The sequence below is a fragment of the Stenotrophomonas sp. MMGLT7 genome, from assembly GCF_021168555.1.
Classification (GTDB): domain Bacteria; phylum Pseudomonadota; class Gammaproteobacteria; order Xanthomonadales; family Xanthomonadaceae; genus MMGLT7.
In genome coordinates this window covers 162756-186105 of record NZ_JAJOZS010000006.1, presented here as the reverse complement: position 1 = coordinate 186105, position 23350 = coordinate 162756, and the positions used below count along the sequence as shown (strand labels likewise).

General features: G+C 68.6%; 16 protein-coding genes. 4 read left to right on the top strand and 12 right to left on the bottom strand.

What is annotated here, in order from left to right; translation table 11 throughout:
* The first annotated feature begins 78 nt into the window (after positions 1-78).
* From LRX76_RS10215 to LRX76_RS10200, 4 genes are all read left to right on the top strand, one after another.
* The gene (locus LRX76_RS10215; protein WP_231804728.1) at positions 79-1464 is read left to right on the top strand and encodes an aldo/keto reductase; all 1386 of its coding nucleotides are present in this window, start codon (positions 79-81) and stop codon (positions 1462-1464) included.
* A 4-nt stretch (positions 1465-1468) separates the two neighbouring features.
* On the top strand, positions 1469-2839 hold the full coding sequence (locus LRX76_RS10210) for a sodium-dependent transporter (RefSeq protein ID WP_231804727.1): 1371 nt from the start codon (positions 1469-1471) through the stop codon (positions 2837-2839).
* A gap of 112 nt (positions 2840-2951) precedes the next feature.
* Entirely contained in the window at positions 2952-3407 is a 456-nt protein-coding gene (locus tag LRX76_RS10205; protein WP_231804726.1) for a nuclear transport factor 2 family protein, read from the top strand.
* Complete coding sequence (locus LRX76_RS10200; protein WP_231804725.1) at positions 3404-4981, top strand: carboxylesterase family protein; 1578 nt, start codon at positions 3404-3406, stop codon at positions 4979-4981. The genes LRX76_RS10205 and LRX76_RS10200 overlap by 4 nt, the downstream gene beginning before the upstream one ends.
* 47 nt (positions 4982-5028) lie before the next feature.
* Here LRX76_RS10200 and LRX76_RS10195 read toward each other — a convergent pair whose 3' ends face one another.
* From LRX76_RS10195 to LRX76_RS10140, 12 genes are all read right to left on the bottom strand, one after another.
* Complete coding sequence (locus LRX76_RS10195; RefSeq protein ID WP_231804724.1) at positions 5029-5862, bottom strand: carboxylesterase family protein; 834 nt, start codon at positions 5860-5862, stop codon at positions 5029-5031.
* Between the two features lie 14 nt (positions 5863-5876).
* Positions 5877-7178 carry an MFS transporter gene (locus LRX76_RS10190; protein ID WP_231804723.1) on the bottom strand — a complete coding sequence of 434 codons (1302 nt, stop codon included), beginning with the start codon at positions 7176-7178 and terminating at the stop codon, positions 5877-5879.
* The gene (locus tag LRX76_RS10185) at positions 7175-9208 is read right to left on the bottom strand and encodes a hydantoinase B/oxoprolinase family protein (RefSeq protein WP_231804722.1); all 2034 of its coding nucleotides are present in this window, start codon (positions 9206-9208) and stop codon (positions 7175-7177) included. Before LRX76_RS10185 ends, LRX76_RS10190 begins: the two co-directional genes overlap by 4 nt.
* Positions 9205-11295, bottom strand: a complete 2091-nt coding sequence (locus LRX76_RS10180; protein WP_231804721.1) for a hydantoinase/oxoprolinase family protein — start codon at positions 11293-11295, stop codon at positions 9205-9207. The genes LRX76_RS10185 and LRX76_RS10180 overlap by 4 nt, the downstream gene beginning before the upstream one ends.
* A 37-nt stretch (positions 11296-11332) precedes the next feature.
* On the bottom strand, positions 11333-13516 hold the full coding sequence (locus LRX76_RS10175) for a TonB-dependent receptor (protein ID WP_231804720.1): 2184 nt from the start codon (positions 13514-13516) through the stop codon (positions 11333-11335).
* 476 nt (positions 13517-13992) lie between these two features.
* Positions 13993-16551 carry a glycoside hydrolase family 3 C-terminal domain-containing protein gene (locus LRX76_RS10170; protein WP_231804719.1) on the bottom strand — a complete coding sequence of 853 codons (2559 nt, stop codon included), beginning with the start codon at positions 16549-16551 and terminating at the stop codon, positions 13993-13995.
* Positions 16552-16618: 67 nt separating this feature from the next.
* On the bottom strand, positions 16619-18841 hold the full coding sequence (locus LRX76_RS10165; RefSeq protein ID WP_231804718.1) for a TonB-dependent receptor: 2223 nt from the start codon (positions 18839-18841) through the stop codon (positions 16619-16621).
* Positions 18842-19241: 400 nt separating this feature from the next.
* Positions 19242-19700 (bottom strand): flavin reductase, encoded by a 459-nt coding sequence (locus tag LRX76_RS10160; protein ID WP_231804717.1) that lies wholly within the window; start codon positions 19698-19700, stop codon positions 19242-19244.
* Positions 19701-19771: 71 nt separating this feature from the next.
* Positions 19772-20731 carry a PDR/VanB family oxidoreductase gene (locus tag LRX76_RS10155; protein ID WP_231804716.1) on the bottom strand — a complete coding sequence of 320 codons (960 nt, stop codon included), beginning with the start codon at positions 20729-20731 and terminating at the stop codon, positions 19772-19774.
* A gap of 78 nt (positions 20732-20809) precedes the next feature.
* The gene (locus tag LRX76_RS10150; protein ID WP_231804715.1) at positions 20810-21559 is read right to left on the bottom strand and encodes an SDR family NAD(P)-dependent oxidoreductase; all 750 of its coding nucleotides are present in this window, start codon (positions 21557-21559) and stop codon (positions 20810-20812) included.
* A complete protein-coding gene (locus LRX76_RS10145; protein ID WP_231804714.1) occupies positions 21556-22062 on the bottom strand; it encodes an aromatic-ring-hydroxylating dioxygenase subunit beta in 507 nt (168 codons plus the stop codon). The genes LRX76_RS10150 and LRX76_RS10145 overlap by 4 nt, the downstream gene beginning before the upstream one ends.
* A complete protein-coding gene (locus tag LRX76_RS10140; RefSeq protein ID WP_231804713.1) occupies positions 22059-23333 on the bottom strand; it encodes a Rieske 2Fe-2S domain-containing protein in 1275 nt (424 codons plus the stop codon). Before LRX76_RS10140 ends, LRX76_RS10145 begins: the two co-directional genes overlap by 4 nt.
* Positions 23334-23350: the final 17 nt, after the last annotated feature.

Here is a 23350-nt window from a genome sequence, read left to right as displayed (position 1 = left end):
CTGCGGCATCGCATCCTCCCGGAACCGACATCGGCGCGCCGGCGGCGGCGATCCGTCCCCAAGGAGCAACCGATACCCGTGGCTGCAGAACAGAACGACAGCTTTGAACTCTACGACCTCAGGGTCGAGGCCGTGGCGCCACCGGGCGCGAAGGTCTACAGCGGCGCCCGCCCGGGCGACTACTTCGAACTGCGCGGCGAGATGCTGTACCTGCCGCCGGGCCAGGGATTCTCCATCTACTCGCTCGCCGCAGTGCTGCCGCTGCTGGCGGCCAAGCAGCGCGAGACCGACGTGCTGGACTGGATGAGCTCCGACGAGGAAATCGCCAACCCGGACCCGAACTGCCCCGTGCGCCTGAGGATCACCCGCACCGGCAAGCGCCGCTTCAACCGCTCCGAGACCACTGCGGTGGCGCTGCCAGAGTCCGCGCCGGCTTCGATCCCGCAGACCACACTGGCACCGGGCTACCGGATCTCGCGCCTGATCAAGGGTGGCTGGCACCTGTCCGGCGACCACGGCGCGATCGACCGGGGACAGGCCCTGCGCGACATGGCCAGCTTCGTCGAGGCTGGCATCACCACCTTCGACTGCGCCGACATCTACACCGGCGTGGAGGAGATGATCGGCGACTTCCGCGCAGCCTATCCGGACCTGGCCCGCTCGGTCCGCGTACACACCAAGTTCGTGCCGGACCTGGCCGAACTGGCCTCGCTGGAGCGCAAGCGAGTGGAGGCCAGCATCGACCGCTCGCTGCGCCGCCTCAAGCAGGAAGCGCTGGATCTGGTGCAGTTCCACTGGTGGAACTTCGAAATTCCCGGCTACGTCGAGGCGGCCTTGGAACTGCAGCGCCTGCAGCAGGCCGGCAAAATCCTCCACATCGGCACGACCAACTTCGACCTCGCCCACCTGCGCGAACTGACTGACGCCGGCGTGCGCGTGCTCAGCCACCAGGTGCAGTACTCGGTGCTCGACGACCGGCCCGAGCACGGCATGGCGGATTTCTGCCAACGCCACGGTATCGCCCTGCTGTGCTACGGCACGGTCGCCGGCGGCTTCCTGTCCGAGCGCTGGCTGGGCCAGCCCGAGCCGGCCGCTCCCTTCGGCAACCGCTCGCTGACCAAGTACAAGCTGATCATCGAGGACTTCGGCGGCTGGACACTGTTCCAGGAGCTGCTGCGCGCGCTGGCGGCGATCGCCCATCGCCACGACTGCGACATCGCCACCGTCGCCAGCGCCGCGGTGCTGATGCGCCCCGCTGTCGCCGCCGCCATCGTCGGCGCCACCAGTGCCGCGCACCTGCCCGCGCACCGCCGCATCGGCGCGCTGGCGCTGGACGCGCAGGACCTGGCGGCGATCGAGGCGGTCACCTCGCGTCGCCGCGGTCCGCCCGGCGACGTCTACGTACTCGAACGCGACATCGAGGGCCGCCACGGCCGCATCATGAAGTACGACCTGCACAAGTGAGCCGATGAGCACCGCGACCGCCCCTCGTACCTGGTCCTCCAACCTGCTGTTCCTGATCGCGGCCATCGGCACCGAGGCCGGCATCGCCAACGTCTGGAAATTCAGCTACCTGGCGGGGGTCAACGGCGGCGGCCTGTTCGTCGCGCTGTACTTCATCGCGCTGCTGGTGCTGGCGATCCCGGCGCTGATGGCGGAGATGCTGCTCGGCCGCCTCGGCGGCCGCAGCGTGATGGGCAACATGCAGGTGCTGGTGGACCGCTACGGCATCGCCCGGGCCTGGAAAGGGTTCGGCTGGCTGGCCCTGACCTGCATCTTCCTGATCCTGAGCTTCTACTTCGTGGTGTGCGGCTGGATGCTGTACTACTTCGTGCTGTCCGTCACCCGCGGCTTCGCCGGGATGACCGCCGAGAGCGCCGCGCAGGTGCAGGCCACGATGATGGGCAACCCCGTGGCAATGCTGGCCTGCTCGGGCTTCTTCGTGGCCGTCACCGCCCTGGTCCTCGGCTTCGGCGTCAACAAGGGCATCGAGCGGGTGGCCGGCGTGCTGACGCCGCTGCGCTTCCTGATCCTGATCGGACTGCTGGTGTTCGCGCTCGCCTTCGCCGATGCAGGCGCCGCTGCGCGCTTCCTGTTCGTGCCGGACTTCTCGCAGATCAGCTGGCAGGTGGTGATCGCCGCGGTCGGCCAGGCGTTCTTCTCGCTGGGCATCGGTGTCGGCGTGATGATGACCATGGGCGCCTACATGAAGCCGGAATACTCCATCGCCAAGGCGGTGCTGACCGTGGCCTTCGCGCAGGGCCTGGTGGCGCTGCTGGCCGGCATGTCGATCTTCCCGCTGGTGTTCCACTTCCAGCTGGAACCGGCGCAGGGCCCCGGCCTGATCTTCGTCACCCTGCCGGTGGCCTTCGCGCAGATGCCCGGCGGTGCGGTGTTCGGCGCACTGCTGTTCATGCTGCTCTCCTTCGCCGCACTGACCGCCACCATCGTCATGCAGGAATCCATCGTGGCGTGGCTGGAGGAACGCTCGCGCCTGGGCCGCCGTGCACTGGTCTGGCTGTCGGGCCTGGCGATCTGGCTGGCCGGATTCGTCACGGTGTTCTCCTTCAACCGCTGGAAGGACGTGCATCCGCTGACCTGGATCGGCATCGACTCGCGCAGGACGCCGTTCGACCTGATCGACTACCTGGCATCCAACATCATGATGCCGCTCGGCGGGCTGATGGTGGCGTTGATCGCCGGCTGGGCGCTGTCCGGCGAGACGGTCGCGCGCGAGCTGCGCATGGGCAATGCCAGGCTGTTCAAGCTGTGGCGATTCGCGGTGCGCTACGTGGTGCCGGCCGGGGTGCTGGTCGTGTTCGTTTCGATCCAGGGGTAGCTTCCCGATGTCCCGGCACACCCGCGCCATCACGCACTCGTGTCCGTTCCACCACCGGAGGTTCCTGCCGATGTACAGAACCGCGCTCATCGCCAGTCTCCTGGCTCCGTCCATGCCATTGCAGGCAGCAGCGGCGTCCGCGATCCCCATCTCCGGAGCGCAGGCCAACGTGCTGACCGGCATGTTCGAATGGTGGAACGAGGCCATCCAGCACCCGGACGGCTTCACCGAGGCCGGTTTCGCCCGCTGGTTCACCGACGATGCGCGTCTCGTCATCAACGGCAAGCTCAGCGCACAGGGCATTCCCGCGCTGACCGCGCACTTCCGCCGGATCCAGGCACGGACCGACAGCGTCCGCATCGTGCTGCCGTTCCGCGACGGCTTCGTCTCCGCCGACGGCCGACGCATCTTCACCTACCACTTCATACGCAGCCTCTCGCCTAACGGCCCGGTATGCATGCGTGCGATGGGCTATGCCGATCTTCGCGACGGCAGGATCGCCACGATCCACCTCACCCGCGCCGAGGAGCCGGTGGGACCGGAAGGCGACCCGGCCTGCCGCGCATGACCGCGATCGACCGCCGAGGCTTCCTGCGCGCCGCCGGCAGTGCCGGACTGGCCTGGTGCCTGGCGCCTGCGGCGCGGGCGCAGACGGCCGAAGGCGTCACGCTCACGCCGCCCTGCGGTGCGCTCGCCGGCACCCGGACCGACGGCGTGCACCGCTTCCTCGGCATTCCCTTCGCACGGCCGCCGGTGGGGCCGCTGCGCTTCCGCCCTCCGCAGCCGTTGCCGCGCTGGCACGGCATGCGCGATGCCACCCGCTACGCCGCTTCGGCCATCCAGGCGCCGATCGGCCCCAGCCGCTACGTGCCATTCCCGGTCGACTATTCGGAGGACTGCCTGTACCTCAACGTGTGGGCGCCGGTGGCGACCGGCCCGCATCCGGTGCATGTATGGGTCCACGGCGGCGGCAACGTGGCGGGCACCACCCGCATGCCGGTGTTCGACGGGGCGTCGCTAGCGCGCGCCGGCATCGTCGCGGTGTCGGTGGGCTATCGCGTGGGCGCGCTGGGCTTTCTGGAACTGGGCGGCGCGCTCGGCGAGGACTTCCTCGGCAGCGGCAACAACGGGCTGCTGGACCAGGTCGCCGCCCTGGCCTGGGTGCGCGGCAACATCGCCGGCTTCGGCGGCGATCCGGACCGGGTGAGCGTCGCCGGACAGAGCGCGGGGGCCAAGAACGTGGTGTCGCTGCTGGCAATGCGGTCCGCGCGCGGACTGTTCCAGCGCGCCATCAGCCAGAGCGGCGGCGGCCAGACCGTGGCCGATCTCGACATGGCCCACGAATTGGCCGGACGCATGCTGGCCAGGCTCGGGTTGAACGCGGCCTCGGCTGGCCGCCTGCTCGAACTGCCCGCCGAGGCGATCCTGCAGGCGCAGCATGCCGTGATCCCCGACTATCCGTTCAAGTATCCGTTCCGCGCCGTGGTTGATGGGCGCCACCTGCTGCGCACGCCGTTGCAGGCCGTGGCCGAGGGCGCGGCACGTGATATCCCGTTGATCATCGGCAGCGCGCGCGACGAGGTTGCATTCTTCGGCCCCAACAAGACCCGCGATGGGACAGTGGTACGCAACGACCTGGCAAACCTGACGCCGGCACAGTTCGAACCGATCTATGCACGCTATGCGGCGCTGTACCCGGACAAGAACGCGATCGACCTGCGCTACGCCGCACTGACCGCCGAGGAATACTGGATTCCCTCGATCCGGCTTTGCGAAGCGCAGGCCATGGCCGGTGGTGCGAGCTATGCCTATCGCTTCGACCTGCCGACACGCAATCCGCCACACGTCGGCTACTCGGTGCATGGCTCAGAACTGGCTTTCACCTTCGGCAACCTGGGCGACGGCACCGCCGATGCGCTGGGCCCCACGGGACCGCAGGCGGATCGGCTCTCCGGTCTGGTCGGCGCGTTGTGGCACGGTTTCATCCGCAACGGCGTACCGGATGCCGGCCCAGGCATCGCCCCGTTCTGGCCGACCTACGGCACGGCACGCGAGACCCTGCTGCTCGATACGCACAGCAGGGTGGTCGCAGACCCGGATGCGGCCGAACGAATGCTGTGGGACGGGGTACTCCGGGCATAGCGATCGCCCCGACCGTACGCTCCGTGGCACGGCCGCAGATCACATGATCACGGCCGCTGTAGCCACGCCACCAATGTTTTAGTTGCCGGGTGTTCCCTATCCGCCAGGCACAGGTGCGTGTCGAAGTGATCGGCCTCGGGAATGAAATGCCAGGCCACCTCGGCACCGCGTTCCTGCAGTTCGACGATCATCGCCAGGCTGGAGCGCTCGACACGTGCGCGCTGGCGCTCCTGCCCACCCCAGGCGAACAGCAGTGGGACCGATGTTCCGTACCGGCGCAACAGCTCCAGCGGCGAACCGGGATCGACCGGGAGCGGCCCTTCCGGCAAGACATAGCCGGCGCCAGCAGTACCGGTCAGCGCATAGCGATGCAGTGATCCACTGAAGACGAATACGCCATTCAAGGCGGCGCGTGCCGCCGTGGACAGTCGCTGCGGATTGACCGCCGCTTCGGCCACGATCGCCGCGCCGGCCGAATGTCCGCCCAGGTAGAGCGCGTCGGGATCGCCGCCGTACGGTGCGATCCGCGCACGGACCCACTCCAGCAGCGTGGCCGCATCAGCCAGTGGCGCATCGGCGAAAACGCCTCCTGCAGGCTGCAAGGTATAGCTGGCGCAGACCAGGATCGCCGGCACCTGCGCCAGCACCGGCGCGAGGAAGCCCGACCACGCCTTGTCGCCCTGCGTGAAGCCGCCACCGTGCAGGAACACGACCACTGGCAGCAGGCCGGCCGCCTCGGGTACGAACAGATCGAGCGTCTGCCGAACGCCATCGCCGTAACACAGGTCTCGCACGACACGCAGCGACGGGCACGCCGATTCGACCCTGCCGGACAGCTGCAGGCAACGCGCCGCATAGGCGTCGGCCTGCGGATTTGCCATGGCTGGGTCCGGCGTCACGCCGGATCCTCCAGCGCCTGGCCGGTGCGGTCGCGGCTGAAGGCCAGCGCGACGCTGCTGACCATCGCACCGGCCATCACGTAGAACGCCGGCGCCAGCGGATTGCCACTGACGGCGATCAGCCAGGTCACGATCAGCGGCCCGAACGAACCCAGGAGCAGCGTGGACAGGTTGTAGGCCACCGACAGGCCGATCGAGCGCGAGCGGGTCGGGAACAGCTCGGCCAGCAGTGCCGAGACCGGTGCGGTATAGCCGGCGATCATCACGCCCAGCACCGCCTGCACCACGACCAGCGTACCCAGGACCGGACTGCGGCCGAGCCAGGCCAGTAGCGGATAGATCGTCGCCAGCAGCCCCAGCGCCGAGAGCAGCATCGGCAGCCGCCTGCCGACGCGATCGGACCACCAGCCCACCAGCGGGCACAGCACGAACACCACCGCACCGCCGATCACGCTGGCCTGGAATGCGTCGGCCAGCGGGATGCCGAACTGGCGCTGGGCGAAGGTCGGCATGAAAAACAACAGGATGAAGGCGGCGATATTCCATAGGCAGCTCAGGCCGAAACCCACCGCGATCGCGCGCGCGTTGGAACCGATCGCCTTGCCCAGGCTTTCCTCCGGCGCGGCGGCGCGCTCCTTCAGGAATACCTCCGGGTCCGGCAGGTAGCGGCGGATGTACAGGCTCAAGGGCCCCAGCACCAGCGCCAGCAGGAACGGCAGACGCCAGCCATGCCCTTCGCCGCCACTGCCCAGCCGCGCCGACACGATCGCGGCGATGCCGGCCGACAGCAGGAACGAGCCCATCTGCGCGGCCTGCTGCCAGCTGGCGAAGAAACCGCGCCGGTGCGGCGGCGCCGACTCGGACAGGTAGGCGATGCTGCCGGCGGCCGCGCCGCCAGCGGAGAACCCCTGCACCAACCGTGCCAGCACCACCAGTACCGGCGCGGCCAGGCCGATCGTGCCGTAGGTCGGGACCAAGCCGATCGCGCCGGTACTCAGCGACATCAGCAGCACGGTCAATGCAAGCGCGGCCTTGCGGCCCTTGCGGTCGGCATAGCGGCCGAGCACCAGTCCGCCAAGCGGGCGCATCAGGTAGCCCACGCCCAGTGCCCCGACCGCCAGCAACAGCGAACTGGTCGGATCGTGCGTGGGAAAGAACGCCTCGGCCATGGTGCTGGCGAACAGGGCATAGATCGCCAGGTCGTAGCCCTCCAGTGCCACCGCGGCGGCAGCCACCAGCATCGGCTTGAGCCGCGACGGAGAAGCGGCCGTCGCCGCCGGTTGCGATGCAAGGCTCATCCGGCCCGCCTCCCGCTTCGATCGAGTGCGTCCAGGGCCTGTTCCAGCCGCGCACGCGCCGCGGCAGCGTCCAGGTCCGGCGCGCACAGCAGCCGTGCACCATGTGTGGACACCCCGGGAACGGCGGTCTCGAACAGTTCGCGGCGCACGGCAGGACGCACGCTGGCCGGCACGTCCAGCAGGGCGATGGCCATCCGCGTCATCAGCGCATCGTCGAACACCCGCTCCCAGGCATGACGGACCCTACCCAGCCGGACTTCCTCGCCTCGCTCGGGACGTCTCGCGCGCAGGGCGGCGGTGCCTTCGCCATCGACCTCCAGACCGTCGGCGGTCAGCGCCACGCCGTACTCCTCGCGAGCGGACTCCAGTGAGACCAGGCCGAGCCGCACGTCTTCGAACACGCGCTGCGGATCGCGGTCATGGGGATGGCCGTAGCCGCCACCGCCCGGGGTGACGATGGTCAGGGTATCGCCGGCCTTCAGTCGCAGGCGATCGAACTTGCCGATGTCGCGCGCCTCCGGCGTACCGGCATTGAGCCAGACCTGCGAGGGATTACCGGCGCCACCGCCGGCCACGCCCCAGGGCTGGAAATCGAAGCGTTCCAGGCCACGTCCCATGATTTCCATGCCCTCCTCCAGCATCCGCAGCGTGTACGCCACCCCGACGCCGCCGCGGAAACAGCCGGTGCCGCCGCTGTCGCGGCAAAGCGCGTACTGCTCCACACGCACCTTCAATTCCAGTTCGCTGCGCTCGCTGGGCGTGTTGTTGATGTTGGCCAGGCTGCGGTCGCGGCCATTGGCGCCGTCGCCGCGCCCGGTCGCGCCCGCGCCGCCGGCCAGTGCCTGGACCACCGCCACGCGCCGGCTGCCGCCGTCGGCACTGGTCTGCGAGACCACCAGCGGGATTACCGTGCCGCCGCTGGCGGCCGGCGCCATCCCGGCATCGGCCAGAGCCAGGCATCCCAGCACCGCGTCGTTGAAGCGGATCGCGCCGGCATGACGGATGCCGACCGCTGCCGGCATCTGCGGATTCATCACCGTACCAGCCGGCACGTTCACCGTGACGTTCTCGAAGATGCCGTAGTTGAGCGGCAGCCCCGGATCGTAGGTGAACAGCATGTGCATCAGCTTGCTGGTCAGGTAGGGATGGCGCACGCCGCCGGTGGGGACGTTGAACGGTGCCGCCAACTGCGGATCGGTGCCGGCCAGGTCCAGGTGGATCTTGCCGTCGCTGACTTCCATGCGACAGCGCAGGCGTACCGGGATGCGCGTGTTGTAGTCGTCGTCCATGTAGTCGTGGAACTCGTACACCCCGTCCGGCAGGTGCCGGCGCACCACCGCGCGGGCGCGCGACTTGCCGTACTCGACCAGGCCACGCTGCGCGGCCAGCACCGTGTGCAGTCCGTGCTGGGCGATCAGCTCGCGCACCCGGCGCTCGCCCACGGCCAGCGCGCTCAGCTGCGCACGCAGGTCGCCGGCGACGATGTCGGGGATACGGCTGTTGGCACGCAACAGCGCCATGAAGCCCTCATCGACGACCCCGCGCCGCGCCAGCTTCATCGGCGGGATCTGCAACCCCTCCTGGAACAGGGTGTCGAACGCAGGACTGATCGAGCTGGGAACGCCGCCGCCGATGTCGGCGCAGTGGGCGAAGCTCCAGCCGTAGCAGACCAGCCTGCCGTCGTAGAAGTACGGCTTGAGCAGGTTGATGTCGGGCAGATGGCTGCCCACGCCCGGCGCCAGGTACGGATGGTTGGTCACCAGTACGTCGCCTTCCTCGATCTCGCCGACAGCTGCGATGAAAGCGCTGCAATCCTGGTCGATGCCGAGGGCGATGCCGGTCTCCGCCGGATAGGCGAAGAAGCGCCCCTCCGGCGTGCACAGGGCAGTCGCGAAGTCGTGGGTCTCGCGCACGTAAGAACTGCACGCGGTCCGGCCCAGGGCGATGCCCATCTCCTCGGTGGTCGCCTTGAACTTGTGGTACATCAACTCCAGCGCGATGGTGTCGATGCTGGTGGAGCTCATGTTCATGCCGGCGCTCCTTCCGGAGCGCACCTGCGCATGGAGAGGCTGCCGCTGGCCAGCCAGGTCGCGCGCCAGAGAGGTGGCACCACCACGCTGGTGTCGGTCTGCTCGACGACCGCCGGCCCTTCCACCGCATCCCCGGCGACCAGTTCGCTGCGCTGGACCACCGCGCCATCGTGCCATCGCCCAGCGAAGAACAGCGGTCTTCTCGCGACTGCGAGCGGCCCGGACCGGTCGCGCCCGGCCGGTCCCGGCGAATCGGTGCGCTCGGTCGGGGCAATCAGCGAAAGCGATACCCGGCTCATCTCGATCGGTGCGGCCGGCTCGTTGAATCCGTACAGGCGCAGGTGGTCGGCATGGAAGCGTTCCAGCAGGGCGCGGGTCACGTCGCCCTCGAGGGACGCATCAGGCAATGTCACCGACAGATCGAAGGCCTGGTCGCGGTAGCGCATGTCGGCCGACAGGCTGTAGCGACGGACACGGTCGCCGGTGCCGGTCACGCCCGCCATCCAGGCATCGCCCTCCATGCGCAGTTCCCGCAGCACCGCGGCCAGACGCGCGACCTGGGTCTCATCCGGCACGTCACTGGCGAACGCCAGCCTGCAGCTGCGCACGAAATCGCGCCGCAAATCCGCCAGCGACGCGCCCAGTGCGCACAGCACGCCCGGACGGACCGGCACCAGGATGTGCTCCAGCGCGGCCTCATTGGCGAGCAGCGCGGCATGCGTGGCGCCGCCCCCGCCGTACGCGAGCAAAGTGAAGTCCGCCGGGTCGCAGCCCCGCCGTGCCAGCGTCTTGCGCACTTCGGTGCCCATCATCGAGCTGGCCACGCGCAGCGCGGCCTCTGCCGCGCGCACCGTGGCATCCGTACCCTGCAACCCCAGCGCCCGGGCGATACCTTCCAGCGCGCGCTCTGCCCGCTCGATGGAAAGCCGCATGCTGCCTCCCGCGAAGCCGTCCGCGGTGACGAAACCGCACAGCAGGTAGCAGTCGGTGATGGTCGGCTCATCTCCTCCCCTGTCGAAGCAGGCGGGTCCAGGCACCGCACCGGCGCTGCCCGGACCCACCTTGAGGAAGCCGGAATCGTCCACGCGGATGATGGAGCCGCCGCCGGCGCCGATGGCGTTGACGTTGACCACCGGCAGGATCACCGGGATCTCGCCCAGCATCACCTGTGTGGTGATCTCCGGCGCGTCGCCTTCGGCCAGAGCGATGTCGGCCGAGGTCCCACCCATGTCGAACGTGACGATCCGCTCCACGCCGGCCTCGCGTGCCACCGAGATCGCGGCGACGACGCCGGAGGCGGGTCCGGACAGGATGCTGTCGATGGGACGGGCATGGGCCGTGGCCAGGTCCACGCTGCCGCCGTTGCTGGTGGTGATGGTCAGCGGGCAAGCCAGCCCCTGCGAATTGAGGCGCTCGGCCAGCTGGCCGTAGTAGCGGTACATCAGCGGCCCGATGCCTGCGTTCATCACCGCCACCACCGCACGCTCATACTCGCGGATCTCGGGCCAGACCTCGGTCGAAGCCGCCACCGGGATCGCCAGTCGTCCACGCAGCGCGACCGCGACCTCCTGCTCGAAGGCCGGGTTGGCGCAGGCGTTGAGCAGGACCACCGCCACCGCGTCCGCCTGCGCGGCCACGATCCGCGCCTGCAGCTGCCGGTAGTCCGCTTCAGAGGGCGTCGCCACGACGCTCCCGTCCGCACCCAGGCGAGCCGGGAACTCGAACACCCGGTCGCGCCGCGCCAGCGGCTCCTCCGGCATCGCGAAGAACCCGTAGGGGTCGCTCATGCGTACCCGTGCGATCTCCAGGATGTCGCGGTTGCCCGGCGAGACAACCAGCGCCACCCGTGCGAATCGGCGCAGCAGGATCGCGTTCAACGACATGGTGGTGCCGTGCACCACCCTGTCGACCTGGTCGGCCCGCACCTGCGCGGCGGCCAGCAGCGGGCCGACCCCGGCGGCGATCGCCCGCGACGGATCGTCCGGCGTGCTGGGTTGCTTGTGATAGGCCAGCTTGCCGCTGCTGGAATCGGACAGCACGAAATCGGTGAAGGTGCCACCGACGTCGATCCCCACGCGCAGGCTCATCTTGCGGTTTCCTGTGGATGTTTCCGGGTTTGCCGGATCAATAGAAACGATACGACAGCTTCAGCCCGACCGAACGGTACGCCGGCTCGGCCTGCACCCCCGAGTAGAAAGCCTTCTCGTAGACGTTGGTGAAGTAGTGCTTGTCGAACAGGTTCTCGACGTAGGCGGTTACGGTCAGCTTGCCCGACTCGATGCCCAAGCGCAGGTTGGTATTGGTGTAGCTGGGCGCGACGAACGGATACTGGTCATAGCGCAGGCCGTACGAAGACGTCAGCGCCTGGTCGCGGAAGGACCATTCCCCGCGCACGAATCCTTCGTAGTTACCGGACACCGGGCGGCGGTACTCCAGCTGGGTGGATGCCGTCCAGCGCGGCGCATTGATCATCGGCATGCCACTGGCGCCGATGACCGCACCGTCGATCAGCGCGTTCTGATAGTTCAGGTACTTTGCGTTGAGGTAGCCGACCTGCAGCGAGGCGGTCAGGTCGCTGGTGATGCGCATGGTGGCGCTGCCGTCGAAGCCGAAGCTGCGGGCGCTGGCGGCGTTGTCGATGCCGGTCACGCTGACCAGGCTGCCGCTGGTGCTGATGTAGAAGCGGGTGGACTGCTGGACGTTCTTCCAGTCCATGTAGAAGGCCGAGGCATCCAGGCGCAGGCGGTGATCGAACAGATCCCACTTGCCGCCGATCTCGTAGCTCCACAGCGTCTCCGGATCGTAGGAATCCTTGAGCGAGGCTTGGGCGGTCTGCACGCCACCGGACTTGAATCCCCGCGAGATCGTGGCGTAGTACATCGTGTTCTCGCTCGCCTGCCAGGAAAGCGTGACCCTCGGCGAGAAATCGTTGAATGCCTTGCTGCGATCGCTGTCGCTGCTCACGGCTCCGTTGGAAGCGCGGATCTGGTGGTACTGGACTTTCTCGTAGGAGTAGCGCCCCCCCAGGATCAGCTTTGCGCGTTCGCTGAAATTCCAGGTCCCCTGGCCGAACACCGCCGCGTAGCGAGTGGAAGCATCGCCGTAGACGCCGGTGATGACATCGCCATCGTTCTTGCCGAAGGTGTTGTCGGTGCCGTAGTAGGTCTCCTGGAAAGTGCTGCCGCTGTCCTTGCCGCCCATCGCGCCCACGCTCCAGTCGATCAGCCGTTCGCCGCTGGATTGCAGGCGCAGCTCGCCGCTGGTGGAGCGGCGCGTCATGTTGTCGGTCTCGTAGAAATAGTCGTAGCTGCCGCCGTCGACATCTCCCCGGTTCCAGCTGTCGTTGTCCAGGTAGCCCGCTATCGCGGTCAAGGTGGCCGCATCGAAGTCATAGGTCAGGTGGCTGGTGGCGTACCACCAGCGCGTGCCCACGCTCTGGGGACGGTTGAAGTTCACCCGGTCGGTATTGTCCGGATAGAAACCCACGCCATCGTCGTCGGCGATGAATCCGGTGGCGCCGCCGTAGTACACCGAGCGCCAGGTGCTGGTCAGATAGCCGGTCGGCACGCCGGAACGCATGCCGACCTCCTCGGAGGTATAGCTGAGCGTGTTGTCCCAGGTCAGCCGGTCGCTGGGCGTCAACCGCGCGATGATGCGCGCGGTACTGTAGTCCGAATCGTTGCCGCCGCCGATCGGGTTGACGTTCTCGATGTAGCCATCGCTCTTCTCCTGCCGGGCCGACAGGCGCAGGTCGAACAGCCCCGGCGCCACCGGTATGTTGAGGATGGCGGTGGCGCTGCGGGTGTTGTGGCTGGCGTAGCTGAGATCGACCTGGCCGTACCAGCTGTCCTCGGGCTTGTGGGTGGTGATATTGATCGCGCCGCCGATGGCGTTGCGGCCGAAGTAGGTGCCCTGCGGGCCGCGCAGGACCTCGATGCGCTCCAGGTCCACCACTTCCGGGTTGGAGGTGGCCGAGGCCACGCTGAAGTCGTCGATGTAGAAGCCATAGGCGGAAGGGCGCACGTCGCTGTAGGGATCGAGCTGGTTGCTGATGCCGCGGACGCTGATCTCCTTGCGGTCGCGCGAGCCGTTACTGGCGAAGCTGACGTTGGGCGTCTGCGAAAGATAGCCCTCGATGCCGGTGATGTTGCTCTTCTCGATGTCCTGCCCGGTGATCGCGGTGACCGCCACCGGCACCTTCTGGATCGATTCGCTGCGGCGCTGCGCGGTGACCTCCACGTTGTCCAGTTGGACCGGCGCCTTGGAAGCCGGCTGCGCTTCCTCCTCGGCCGGTTCGTCCGCGGCCATGGCCGCCTGTGACCATGACAGCACCAGCCCCGCCAGCCCGAGCGAAACGGCGCGACCGAGCCTGGATGGCATAGGGTCCGAGGCAGGATGGCGACCCGGACAACGGATGGACTTCGGATTCATGGAGTACCCCGTGGAGGATGGAGCGGTTGGCTGATGCGCAATTGCGCAGTTAGCAAGACAGAACCCTGTGGCCGACCCCTGGCCTGAATAACCTGACAACTCCGGGCACGTCCCGCCCGAGGACGCCGCGCGGCGGATGCGACCATCTGTCGCGGCCACGGACCGATACTGGTTTCCGTATAGCGACACGTCGATAACAGCCGGCGGGAAGTTCGTTGCTTGCGGTGCAACTGCTATGAATGTCCGATTCCATCCACCGGCTTCGTTGCACGCACTATCGTGGTATGGGCCTCTCCCACCGAGCCAATACGTCGACGACAACGCTTTCCCGCGCAACTCCGGCCCGGCAGCGCTCAGTCGCGCACGAACTCCAGACCGGCGACCATGTCGGCGGACGAGGTGCCGACCTCGAGCCGGTAGCGCCCCGGCAGGTACTTCCAGGCCCTGCTTTCCACGTCCCACACCTGCCCGGCCGATGCCGCGACCGGGATGTCCAGCACCGCGCTGGCGCCGGCGTCCAGAGTGGCCTGGGCGAAGCCGACCAGTTGCCGCGGCGGCTCGCCAGCGTCTTCCGGCCAGGTCAGGTAGAGCTGCACGGTCTGCGTGCCGGTGCGTTCGCCGGTGTTCGTCACCCGCACCGTAGCCCCGGGCACGACCCGGCCGGCGCGCGGCACCAGTTGGAACCGGTCGAGCGCGAAGCGGGTGTAGGACAGGCCGAAGCCGAACGGAAATAGCGGCGTGTCGCCGGTGGCGTGGTAGCCGCGATAGCCGACCAGCAGGCCCTCGTCGTAGGCGGCCTCGTTACCGATCCCGGGAAAGCGCGCGGCAGGCAGCAGCAGCGGATGGTCCTCGCCACGCGGGAAGGTCAGCGGCAGGCGGCCGCGGGCATCGACGTCGCCGTAGAGCACCGCGGCGATGGCGTTGCCCGCCTGTTCGCCCGGGTACCAGCCCTGCACCACCCCAGCTACCTGCTCCAACCACGGCATCGCCACCGGGCCGACGGTGTTGAGCACCACCACCGTTCGCGGGTTGGCGCGCGCCACCGCCTCGATCAAGGCGTTCTGGTCGCCGGGCAGCGCCAGCGAGGTGCGGTCGGCGCCTTCGGACACGTGGTCGCCGACAAACACCAGGGCGACGTCGGCCTGGCGTGCGACCTCGACGGCGGCCGCGATCCGCGAATCCTGCGCACGCTGCCAGCCCAGGCGCACACCCGGATGCGCCAGTCCGGCAGCGCTGGCGTAGTCCAGCCGCAGCTGCACCGGCACGCCGGCCTGCAGCTCCGCCACGCCGTGGGCGGTGCCGCTGAAGCTCTGCTTCCAGGTCGTGGCGATCTCACGACCAGCGACGAACAGGCGGATATCGCTGCCGCCCGTGGCCGAGAACCGGTACAGGCCGGTGCTCTTCGGCACCAGCGTGGAGGTCCAGCGTGCCGACCACGGTGTCCCCAGGCCATCGGGCACCTTGTCGATGATGTCGATGCCCGGTTCGACGCGAGTGATCTTCGGCTCGCCGTGGAAGCCGCCGTTGTCGTAGTAGCGCGCGGTCCAGCCTGCTCCCGCCAGTTCCGACGCGTCCATCAATGGCAGGGGCGCGATGCCGGCGGTACCGGCCTCGTAGATGAGCCAGGTGGCCTTGGGCACGCGCCGCCGCAGCGCCTCCAGCGGAGTAACGATCCGCATGCCGGGATAGTTGACGAAGCCGCCGTAGCGCTGGGTGGCGCTGACGTTCGCACCGGCATCGTCGCCGATGACCGCCAGTGTCTTCAGCTCCGCCGACAGCGGCAGTACGCCGCCGGCGTTCTTGAGCAGCACCGTGCCCTGCTCGGCCAGCTCGCGCGCCAGCGCGCTGTGCGCCGGCGTGCGCACGTCGGCCTGCACGGTGTGCGGCAGCGGATGGTCCACCAGCCCCAGCCGGAACATCGGCGTGAGCACGTTCAGCGCCATCGCGTCGATCTCGTCGCCGGACACCGTGCCCTCACGCACGGCCCGGGCCAGCGGTTCGCCGTAGAAGTCTTCGAACCCGAACGGGTTTTTGCCGCCGGGCATCGAGATATCCATTCCGGCCCTGACCGCCGACAGCAGGCTGCGATGACCGAAGTACCAGTCGGCCACGATGAAGCCGTCGAAGCCCCAATCCTTGCGCAGCACGGCGAAGGTATCCGGCTGCTCGCAGGCGTAGCGGCCGTTGATGCGGTTGTAGGCGCACATCACCGAACCGACCTTGCCCTCCTGCACCGCAGCCTTGAACGCGGGAAAGTAGATCTGGTGTAGCGCCCGCTCGCCGACCTCGATGTTGACCGCGTCGTAGCCCGGCGCATCGCCGAAGCGGTCGGTCTCCTGGTTGTAGGCAGCGAAGTGCTTGGCGTCGGCCATGATCGGGTGCGACTGCACGCCCTGGATGATCGCGGTTCCCAGCGTCGAGGTCAGCAGCGGGTCCTCGCCGAGCGTCTCGGCCAGCCGGCCCCAGCGGACCGAGCGGGCGATGTTGATGGTCGGCGCCAGCACCACGTTGTGGCGCTTGGCGGCATGCTCGGCGCCGAGCGCCTCGCCGTAGCGGCGCATCAGCTCCGGGTTCCAGCTGGCCGCGCCCAGCAGTGGTGCCGGGAACACCGTGACACCGGTCATGCCGTTGCTCACGCCGGCCGGCCCGTCGGCCATGCACAGCTCGGGCAGGCCCAGGCGCGGGTTGGCCGCGATGTGGCCGATGCAGGGATTGACGCCGGTACCGATGTCGTCCAGTTCCACGTCGCCATTGAGGAGCTTGAGCTTCTCCTCCAGGCTCATCTGCGCCAGCACCGCGCGTGCACGCGCATCGGCCGGCAGGGTCGGATCCAACCACGGGCGGGGCTGGGCGACGGCGGCCAGGGGCAGCAAGAAGAGGATCAGGGCCAGGCACAGAGGGCGTCGGGTCATCGCGTTTTCTCTTGGTCGATCGGCAAGGCCTGCGAGGCTGCCGGTCGGCGGCCCCCCACAGGGCGGATCACAGCTTGTAGGAGAAGCTCAGGATGAAGGTACGCGGCCGGTTGACGTAGACATTCCACGGCGTGGCGCCATAGGCCACCGCGTCGTAGTTGATCGCGGTGTCCTCGTTGGTCAGGTTGGAAGCCGCCAGCGTGACCGTCCACGGCCCCTTGCCGACACTGACGTGCGCGCCCAGCAGCGAGTACGCGTCCAGTGGCAGGTAGGTATTGACGGTCGCGTTGAAGTCGGTCGCACGCGCGCCGGTATAGGAGTAGTCCACGCCGACACCACCCTCCAGGCCCTCGCTCCAGCCGGCCAGCGAGAAGGCGTAGTCGACGTTGGCCGAAGCGGTCCACCTGGGCACGTAGGGAAGGCGGTCGCCCTTGTCGCCGTCGCTCGGGGCCGGGTTGTCCTTGCTGAGCTTGGAGTCGCTGTAGCTGCCGGACACGCCCAGGGTCAGACCGTCCACCGGTTCGGCCTGCAACTGGAACTCGATGCCCTTCACCTCCGCGCCGCCGCCGTTGGCGGTGTAGGGAAACGAGGTGGTACCGGAGGTCGCCTGCGCGGTGACCTGGATGTCGCTCCAGTCGATGTAGTACAGCGCGGTGTTGAAGATCAGGCGCTCGTCGAGCCAGGAACTCTTGAAGCCGAGCTCGTAGTTGACCAGCGAGTCTGCGGAGTAGCCGGCGGGGATGGCGACGTTGGCCAGTTCCGCGGCGGTCTGGTCGTTGACGCCGCCGGGACGGAAGCCCTGCGCGACCTGCACGTAGCCCATTGCGTCGGAGGTGAACTTGTAGCTGGCGTTGAACCTGCCGATGAAGCCGTTGTCCGACGAGCTGCCTTTGAGGCCGTAGCCGCTGCCGCTGCCGCCCCCGGCGCCGACGATGCTGCGCGGCAGCGACTCCAGGTCGAACTTGTAGTAGCGGCCGCCGACCGTGAGGTTCAGCCTTTCGCTGACGTCCCAGGACAGTTCGGTGAACGCGGCCTGCTCCTCGAGGCCGGTCTGCAGGGTCCGCTCCAACAGGGAAGGTCCGTCGGTCTGCGCGTTGCCCTCGGCATCGGCATAGGGCCACACGCTGCGGAACTCGCGGTTCTGGTTCTGCTGGTACAGGCCGGCCAGCAGCTGCAGCGGGCCGTCGAAGGCGGAGGCGAAGCGTGCCTCGTAGGTGTTGACCGAGCGGCTGTTGGGCTGGCGCAGGCTGCTCAGGCCGTCGCTGTACGGGTCCAGGCCGAAGTACAGGCCGGCCACGTAGGAGGCATCGCGGCTGTACAGGGTCTGGCGGTCGTAGCGCGAAGCGGTTGCGGTGAAGGTGCCGTACGGTTGCCAGTATTCCACCTTGAAGTTGTACAGGTGGGTGTTCTCGTTCCAGGGGTTGCGGGTCAGGTCGGCTTGGCGGTAGTCGCTGCCGCCGGAGATCGTGTTGCCGGCATAGTCGGTGAGGTTGTAGTAGCTCTTGCCATCCTGATCGGTGCTCTGCTGCATCGCCATCGCAGTGATGCTCAGGTTGTCGCTGGGCTTCCACAGCGCGGAGATGCGGCCGGCCTTGCTGGTTTCGCCATTGACGTCCTGCTCGAACCTGCTGTCGATCCAGCCGGGCAACTCGCTGCCGTAGCCGGCGATGCGGATCGCGAACGTGTCCTTGACGACCGGGAGGTTGATCGCGAAGTCGCTCTGGTAGCCGAGCTCGGCGCCCTTGGTCGCGCGTACCGAGCTGTTGATCCTGCCGGAGAACCGGCTCAGGTCCGGCTGGGCGGTGAGGTAGCGGATGGTGCCGGCCAGCGAGCCGGAGCCGAAGGTGGTGCCCTGCGGCCCCTTCAGCACCTCGACGCGGTCCAGGTCGAACAGCTTGACGTCGGCCTGCTGGCCTCCGCCGTCCTGCTCGTTGGAGCCGGTGATGACCACGTCGTCCAGGTAGACGCCGACGGTGCCGGCTCCGTTGGAGGTGATGCCGCGGATGATGTAGCGCTTGTCGCCCGGGCCATTGTCTTGCACCGACAGCCCGTCGATCTGGTGGTAGAAGTCGGAGAAATCCAATGCGGCCTTGCGCTCGAAGTCCTCCTGGCCGATCGCCTGCACTGCGAGCGGGGTGTCCTGCACGGTGCTGGCGGCCGACATCTTGCTCGCCGTGACCGTGACGTTGCCCAGCGTGGTGGGCGCTTTGCCGGTGACGTCGCCGGCCGGTTCCGGCGTGTCGGGGGCGGCGACGGCCAGGGCCGGGAGCGACAGCGCGAAGGACGCCATGCCGTGCAGAATCGCTCGATGAAGGCACGAAACCTTCGGCAGGGAACAAGGCTGGCGATGGGAGGCTTGCGGATTCATGGGGTTCCTTGAGAGTGGGAACGACGGCGAAGCAGGCAAAAACAGGATGGACCGGTCGGCACCGGCCCATGAACCGGATCCAGCAATCCCTCCCCCAAGAACGCGGAGGCTGACGATGACCAGACCGCGGTGACGACGGGGCCGTCAAGCTCCCGTCCATCCGCATACTGTTTACGGCCCGTTGTCAGGTCGATAACACGTCGAGGGGAGATCGTTGCCCGCGGCGCAATCACCGCCGATTCGCACCGGAGCGCAGCAACCCGCACATTGCACGCACAATCCCGGTGCATGCACTCCGGAAGATGCGCTGCCCCTCACCAGTTCAGCCCGCCCCCGGACCCAGCGGATGGTAGCCACGATCGAACCACACCAGCCCGCCAGCCTGCTTGCTGGTTGCCACGCCGACGACCTCGCAAAAGAACACGCTGTGCGTGCCCACGTCGGTCACCTGGCCGACCCGGCAATCCAGGGAGGCGCCGGCATCGGCCAGCACCGGTGCGCCAGTGGTCAACACGGTCCAGCGATCATGTTCGAAGCGCGTGGCGGCCTCGGTCGCGTTGGCGAAGCGGTTGGACAGGGCCTGGTGGTGCGCGGCCAGCACGTTGACGCACAGCACGCCGTTGTCGCGGAACAGCCGGTACCTGCCGGATCCGCGGTTGATGCACACCAGCACCGTGGGCGGACTGTCGGTGACGCTGCACACCGCCGAGGCGGTGATGCCGTGGCGGCCGGCCGGGCCGTCGGTGGTGATCACGTTCACCGCCGCGCCTAGGAGCGACATCGCCTCCCGGAAGCGATCGCGGTCGAGCGGCTGGCCGGCATCCGGAACTCCCGCGGCCATCTCCGGAGCGCTCACAGGTCCAGCACCAGCCGCGAGCTGCGCGAGCGCGAGCAGCACAGCAGGATCTGGTCGTTCGCGGCCTTTTCCTCGTCGGTCAGGTAGACGTCGCGATGGTCGGGAATGCCGGCGAGCACGTCGGTCAGGCAGGTGCCGCACACGCCCTCCTCGCACGACACCTGCACGCGCGTGCCGGCGGCGGCCAGCGCGGCGGCGATGCTCTGGCCCGCGGCCACGGCCACCACCTTGCCGGACCGGGCCAGTTCGACCTCGAACGCTCCGCCGCCGCTGTCGACCTCGACCGAGAAGTACTCGCGGTGGATGCGTGCCGCGTCGTGGCCGGCCGCGCGCGCGGCATCGATGACCCAGTCCATGAATCCGGCCGGACCGCACACGTAGACGTGCACGTCCTTGGCCGGCTCCGGCAGCTGCGCGCGCGGGTCGAAACGGGCACCGCCCTCGTCGTGGTACAGCCGCGCCCGCGCGGCCAACGGTCCGTCACGCAGCTCGGCCAGGAACGCGGCCTGCGCAGGCGAGCGCGTGCAGTAGTGCAGTTCGAAGCCGCGCCCGGCCGCCTGCAGCGCATGCGCCATCGCGATCATCGGGGTGATGCCGATGCCGCCGCCGACCAGCACCGAGTAGCGCGCATCTGCTGCCAGCGGGAACAGGTTGCGCGGCGTGCCCACCGCCACGCCGGCGCCGGGAAGCAGGTCGCGGTGCACCGCGCGCGAGCCGCCGCGCGTGGCCGGGTCCAGCAGCACGCCGAGCCGGTAGCGGCTGCGGTCGGCGGGATCGCCGCACAGCGAGTACGGCCGCACCAGCCCGCCGCCCAGGTGCAGCTCGACATGGGCGCCGGCCTCGAACGGCGGCAGCGCGCGGCCATCGGCGGCGGCAAGCTCGAGCACCACGATCTGCGGGGTATGCAGTTCGCGGCGGACGACCTGGAGTTGCAGCGGGCTATCGGCCGTGGGCATGGCGGATCGGTCCGGCAGGTGGGGACGCCGCCGCAGGCAACGCCACGGCCGCATCGGGAACAAGAAACCCCGCGCGTCCTAGCGCAGGTAAAGGCCGCCGTTGATGTCCCAGGTGGCCCCGGTGACGAAGGCGGCGGCGGGAGAGAGCAGGTGGACGACGGTGCGGGCGACGAAGTCCGGCTCGCCCAGCGCACCGACCGGCACGTTGCGCAGGAAATCCTGCATGCGCTCGGCCGGCACGGTGCGATGCACCACCGGCAGGTCCAGCGGGCCAGGCGCGATCGCGTTGACGGTCACCCCCGCGCCGGCCAGCTCGCGCGCGAACACCTTGGTCAGGGTCAGGATCGCGCCCTTGGAGGCGGCGTAGTGCGCGCCGGTGGCGGTGCCGCCGTTCTGCCCGGCCAGCGAGGCCAGGTTGACGATGCGGCCGTAGCCGCGCGCGCTGAAGTAGCGGCCCAGCACCTGGCAGCCGGAGAACACGCCGCCGGCGTTGAGGCCGAGCACTCGCCGGAACTCCTCCGGCGCGATGTCCATCACCGGCGTGGCCACGGTGACCGCGGCATTGTTGACCAGGGCGTGCAGGTCGCCCCAGCGTGCCGTGATGCTTTCCAGCGCGGCCTGGAAATCCACGTGCCGATCGACGTCCAGCGCCAGCGCGCACGTGCTGGCGCCGCTGCCGTCCAGCTCGCCGGCCAGCGCCGCGGCGGCGTCCGCGTCGATGTCGCTGATCGCCACCTTCCAGCCCTCGGCGTGCAGGCGCCGGGCGATGCACGCGCCCAGCCCCTGCCCGGCTCCGGTGACCAGCGCGACCTGGGCGGGAGCGCTCACGGCAGGTAGCCCAGTGCATGCAGCGCGTCGGTCGACTCCAGCAGCCGCACCACCTTGCGGTCCAGCCGCAGGCCGTCGCCGTGCGCCAGCAGCCGGTACTCGACCTCGGCCGCGTAGATGCGCTGCAACTGCAGCCGCTGCTCCACCAGAACCTGTGCCGCGCGCAGTTCCAGCATGCCCGGTGCGCTTCGCAGCACGCGCAGGCGCGAGACCGTGCGCGCGGTGCGCGCGACCGGCGTGGCGGAGATGGTGAAACCGCCACTCAGGCGCTCGGTGCGCATGCGCCGCATCTGCGCATCGTCGTAGGCGATGTTGAGGGTGTTCTCGAAGTCGGTCTCGTCCGGGTCGATCGGGATCACGTAGTACCCGCCTTCGCTCCACAGCGCCAGCCAGGCCGGGTAGTCGCGATGGTCGAGCAGGTCGGCCTCGGTCCAGATGAACTCCGCGGCCTCGGCCAGGGAGATCGTGCGCGCCTGCGACGCGGTCATGGTCGCCGCGCTCATGCGCACATCATCCGCTTCCACTGCGCATACGAGGCGCGCATGCCGGTCTCGGCGCTGACGTCGCCCACCGGCCTGCCCAGCTCGGACGTGGTCTCCAGCCCCAGGCTGCGGTTGAGCAGGATCCACACGTCCTCGCCGCCGGCCTGCACGCCGCGCTGCACCCGCTGCCAGGCCTCGGCGTCGTCGGGACTGCCGAAGCCCATCGGCCCCTGGAAGTGCTCGTGCAGGCGCAGCCGCGCGCGGTTGGCCGCGGCCGGGCCGCCGTCCATGGTGATGACGATGTGGTTGATCTCGGTCTCGTCCACCGCGATCGGCCGCAGCTCGCGGAAGAACGCCATCGAGCAGGCGATGTTGGGGAACAGGTTGAGGTTGAAGCCGCTGCCGCCGACCGCGCGCACGATCCGCCGCACCTGCTCCGGGTCGTGTCCCTCCGCGGCCAGTTCGTCGGCCAGCGTCTGGAAGCGCTCGGGGATAGGCGCATCCAGGTCGGCTTCCAGGTCCACCAGTTCGGGGATCATCACCATCACGCTGTGGCCGTTGCCCAGGTCCTCGACGCAGCCCTTGCGGCCGACGAAGGTGAACAGTTCCTCGGTGTCGTCGTCGAGCGACTGCAGGAACGACTTGTGCACCACCGGGAAATGGTAGGCATCGGTGGTGTTCTCCATCTGGATCTTCCAGTTGCCGGGAAAGCGGAACTTGTGCTCGCCGCCGACCTTGATCGGGTAGCCGCCACCCTGCTTCATGAACAGGTCCATCCACTTCCGCGCCGGACCCAGGAAGTCCTGCAGCGGCTCGATGTCCTCACGGAAGGTGGCGAAGACCATGCCGGCGTACTGTTCCACCCGCAGCGCGCGCAGCGGGTACTGGCGCTTGTCGAAGTCGGCCGAATAGCCCTGCGGGTGCGACACCGCGCGCAGCGCGCCGTCCAGGCCGTAGCTCCAGCCGTGGTAGGGGCACACGAAGCTGCTGGTCCTGCCCTTGCGGAACTCGCATACGGTGGAGGCGCGGTGGCGGCAGCGGTTGAGCAGCACGCGCAGCTCGCCCTGGCGGTCGCGCACCACGATCACCGGGTGGCGGCCGACATGGGTGCTCTTGAAGCTGCCCGGCTGCGCGACCTCGCTGACGTGGGCCACCCACACCCAGGTGTTCTCGAAGATCCGCGACATCTCCTGCTCGAAGATGTCCGGGTCCTTGTACAGGGCGCTGTGCACGCGGTCGGGCTGGACCAGCCGATCCAGTTCGAGCAGCGGCGCTTCGGCGGCGGTTTGCATGCGGGGGATCTCCTGCC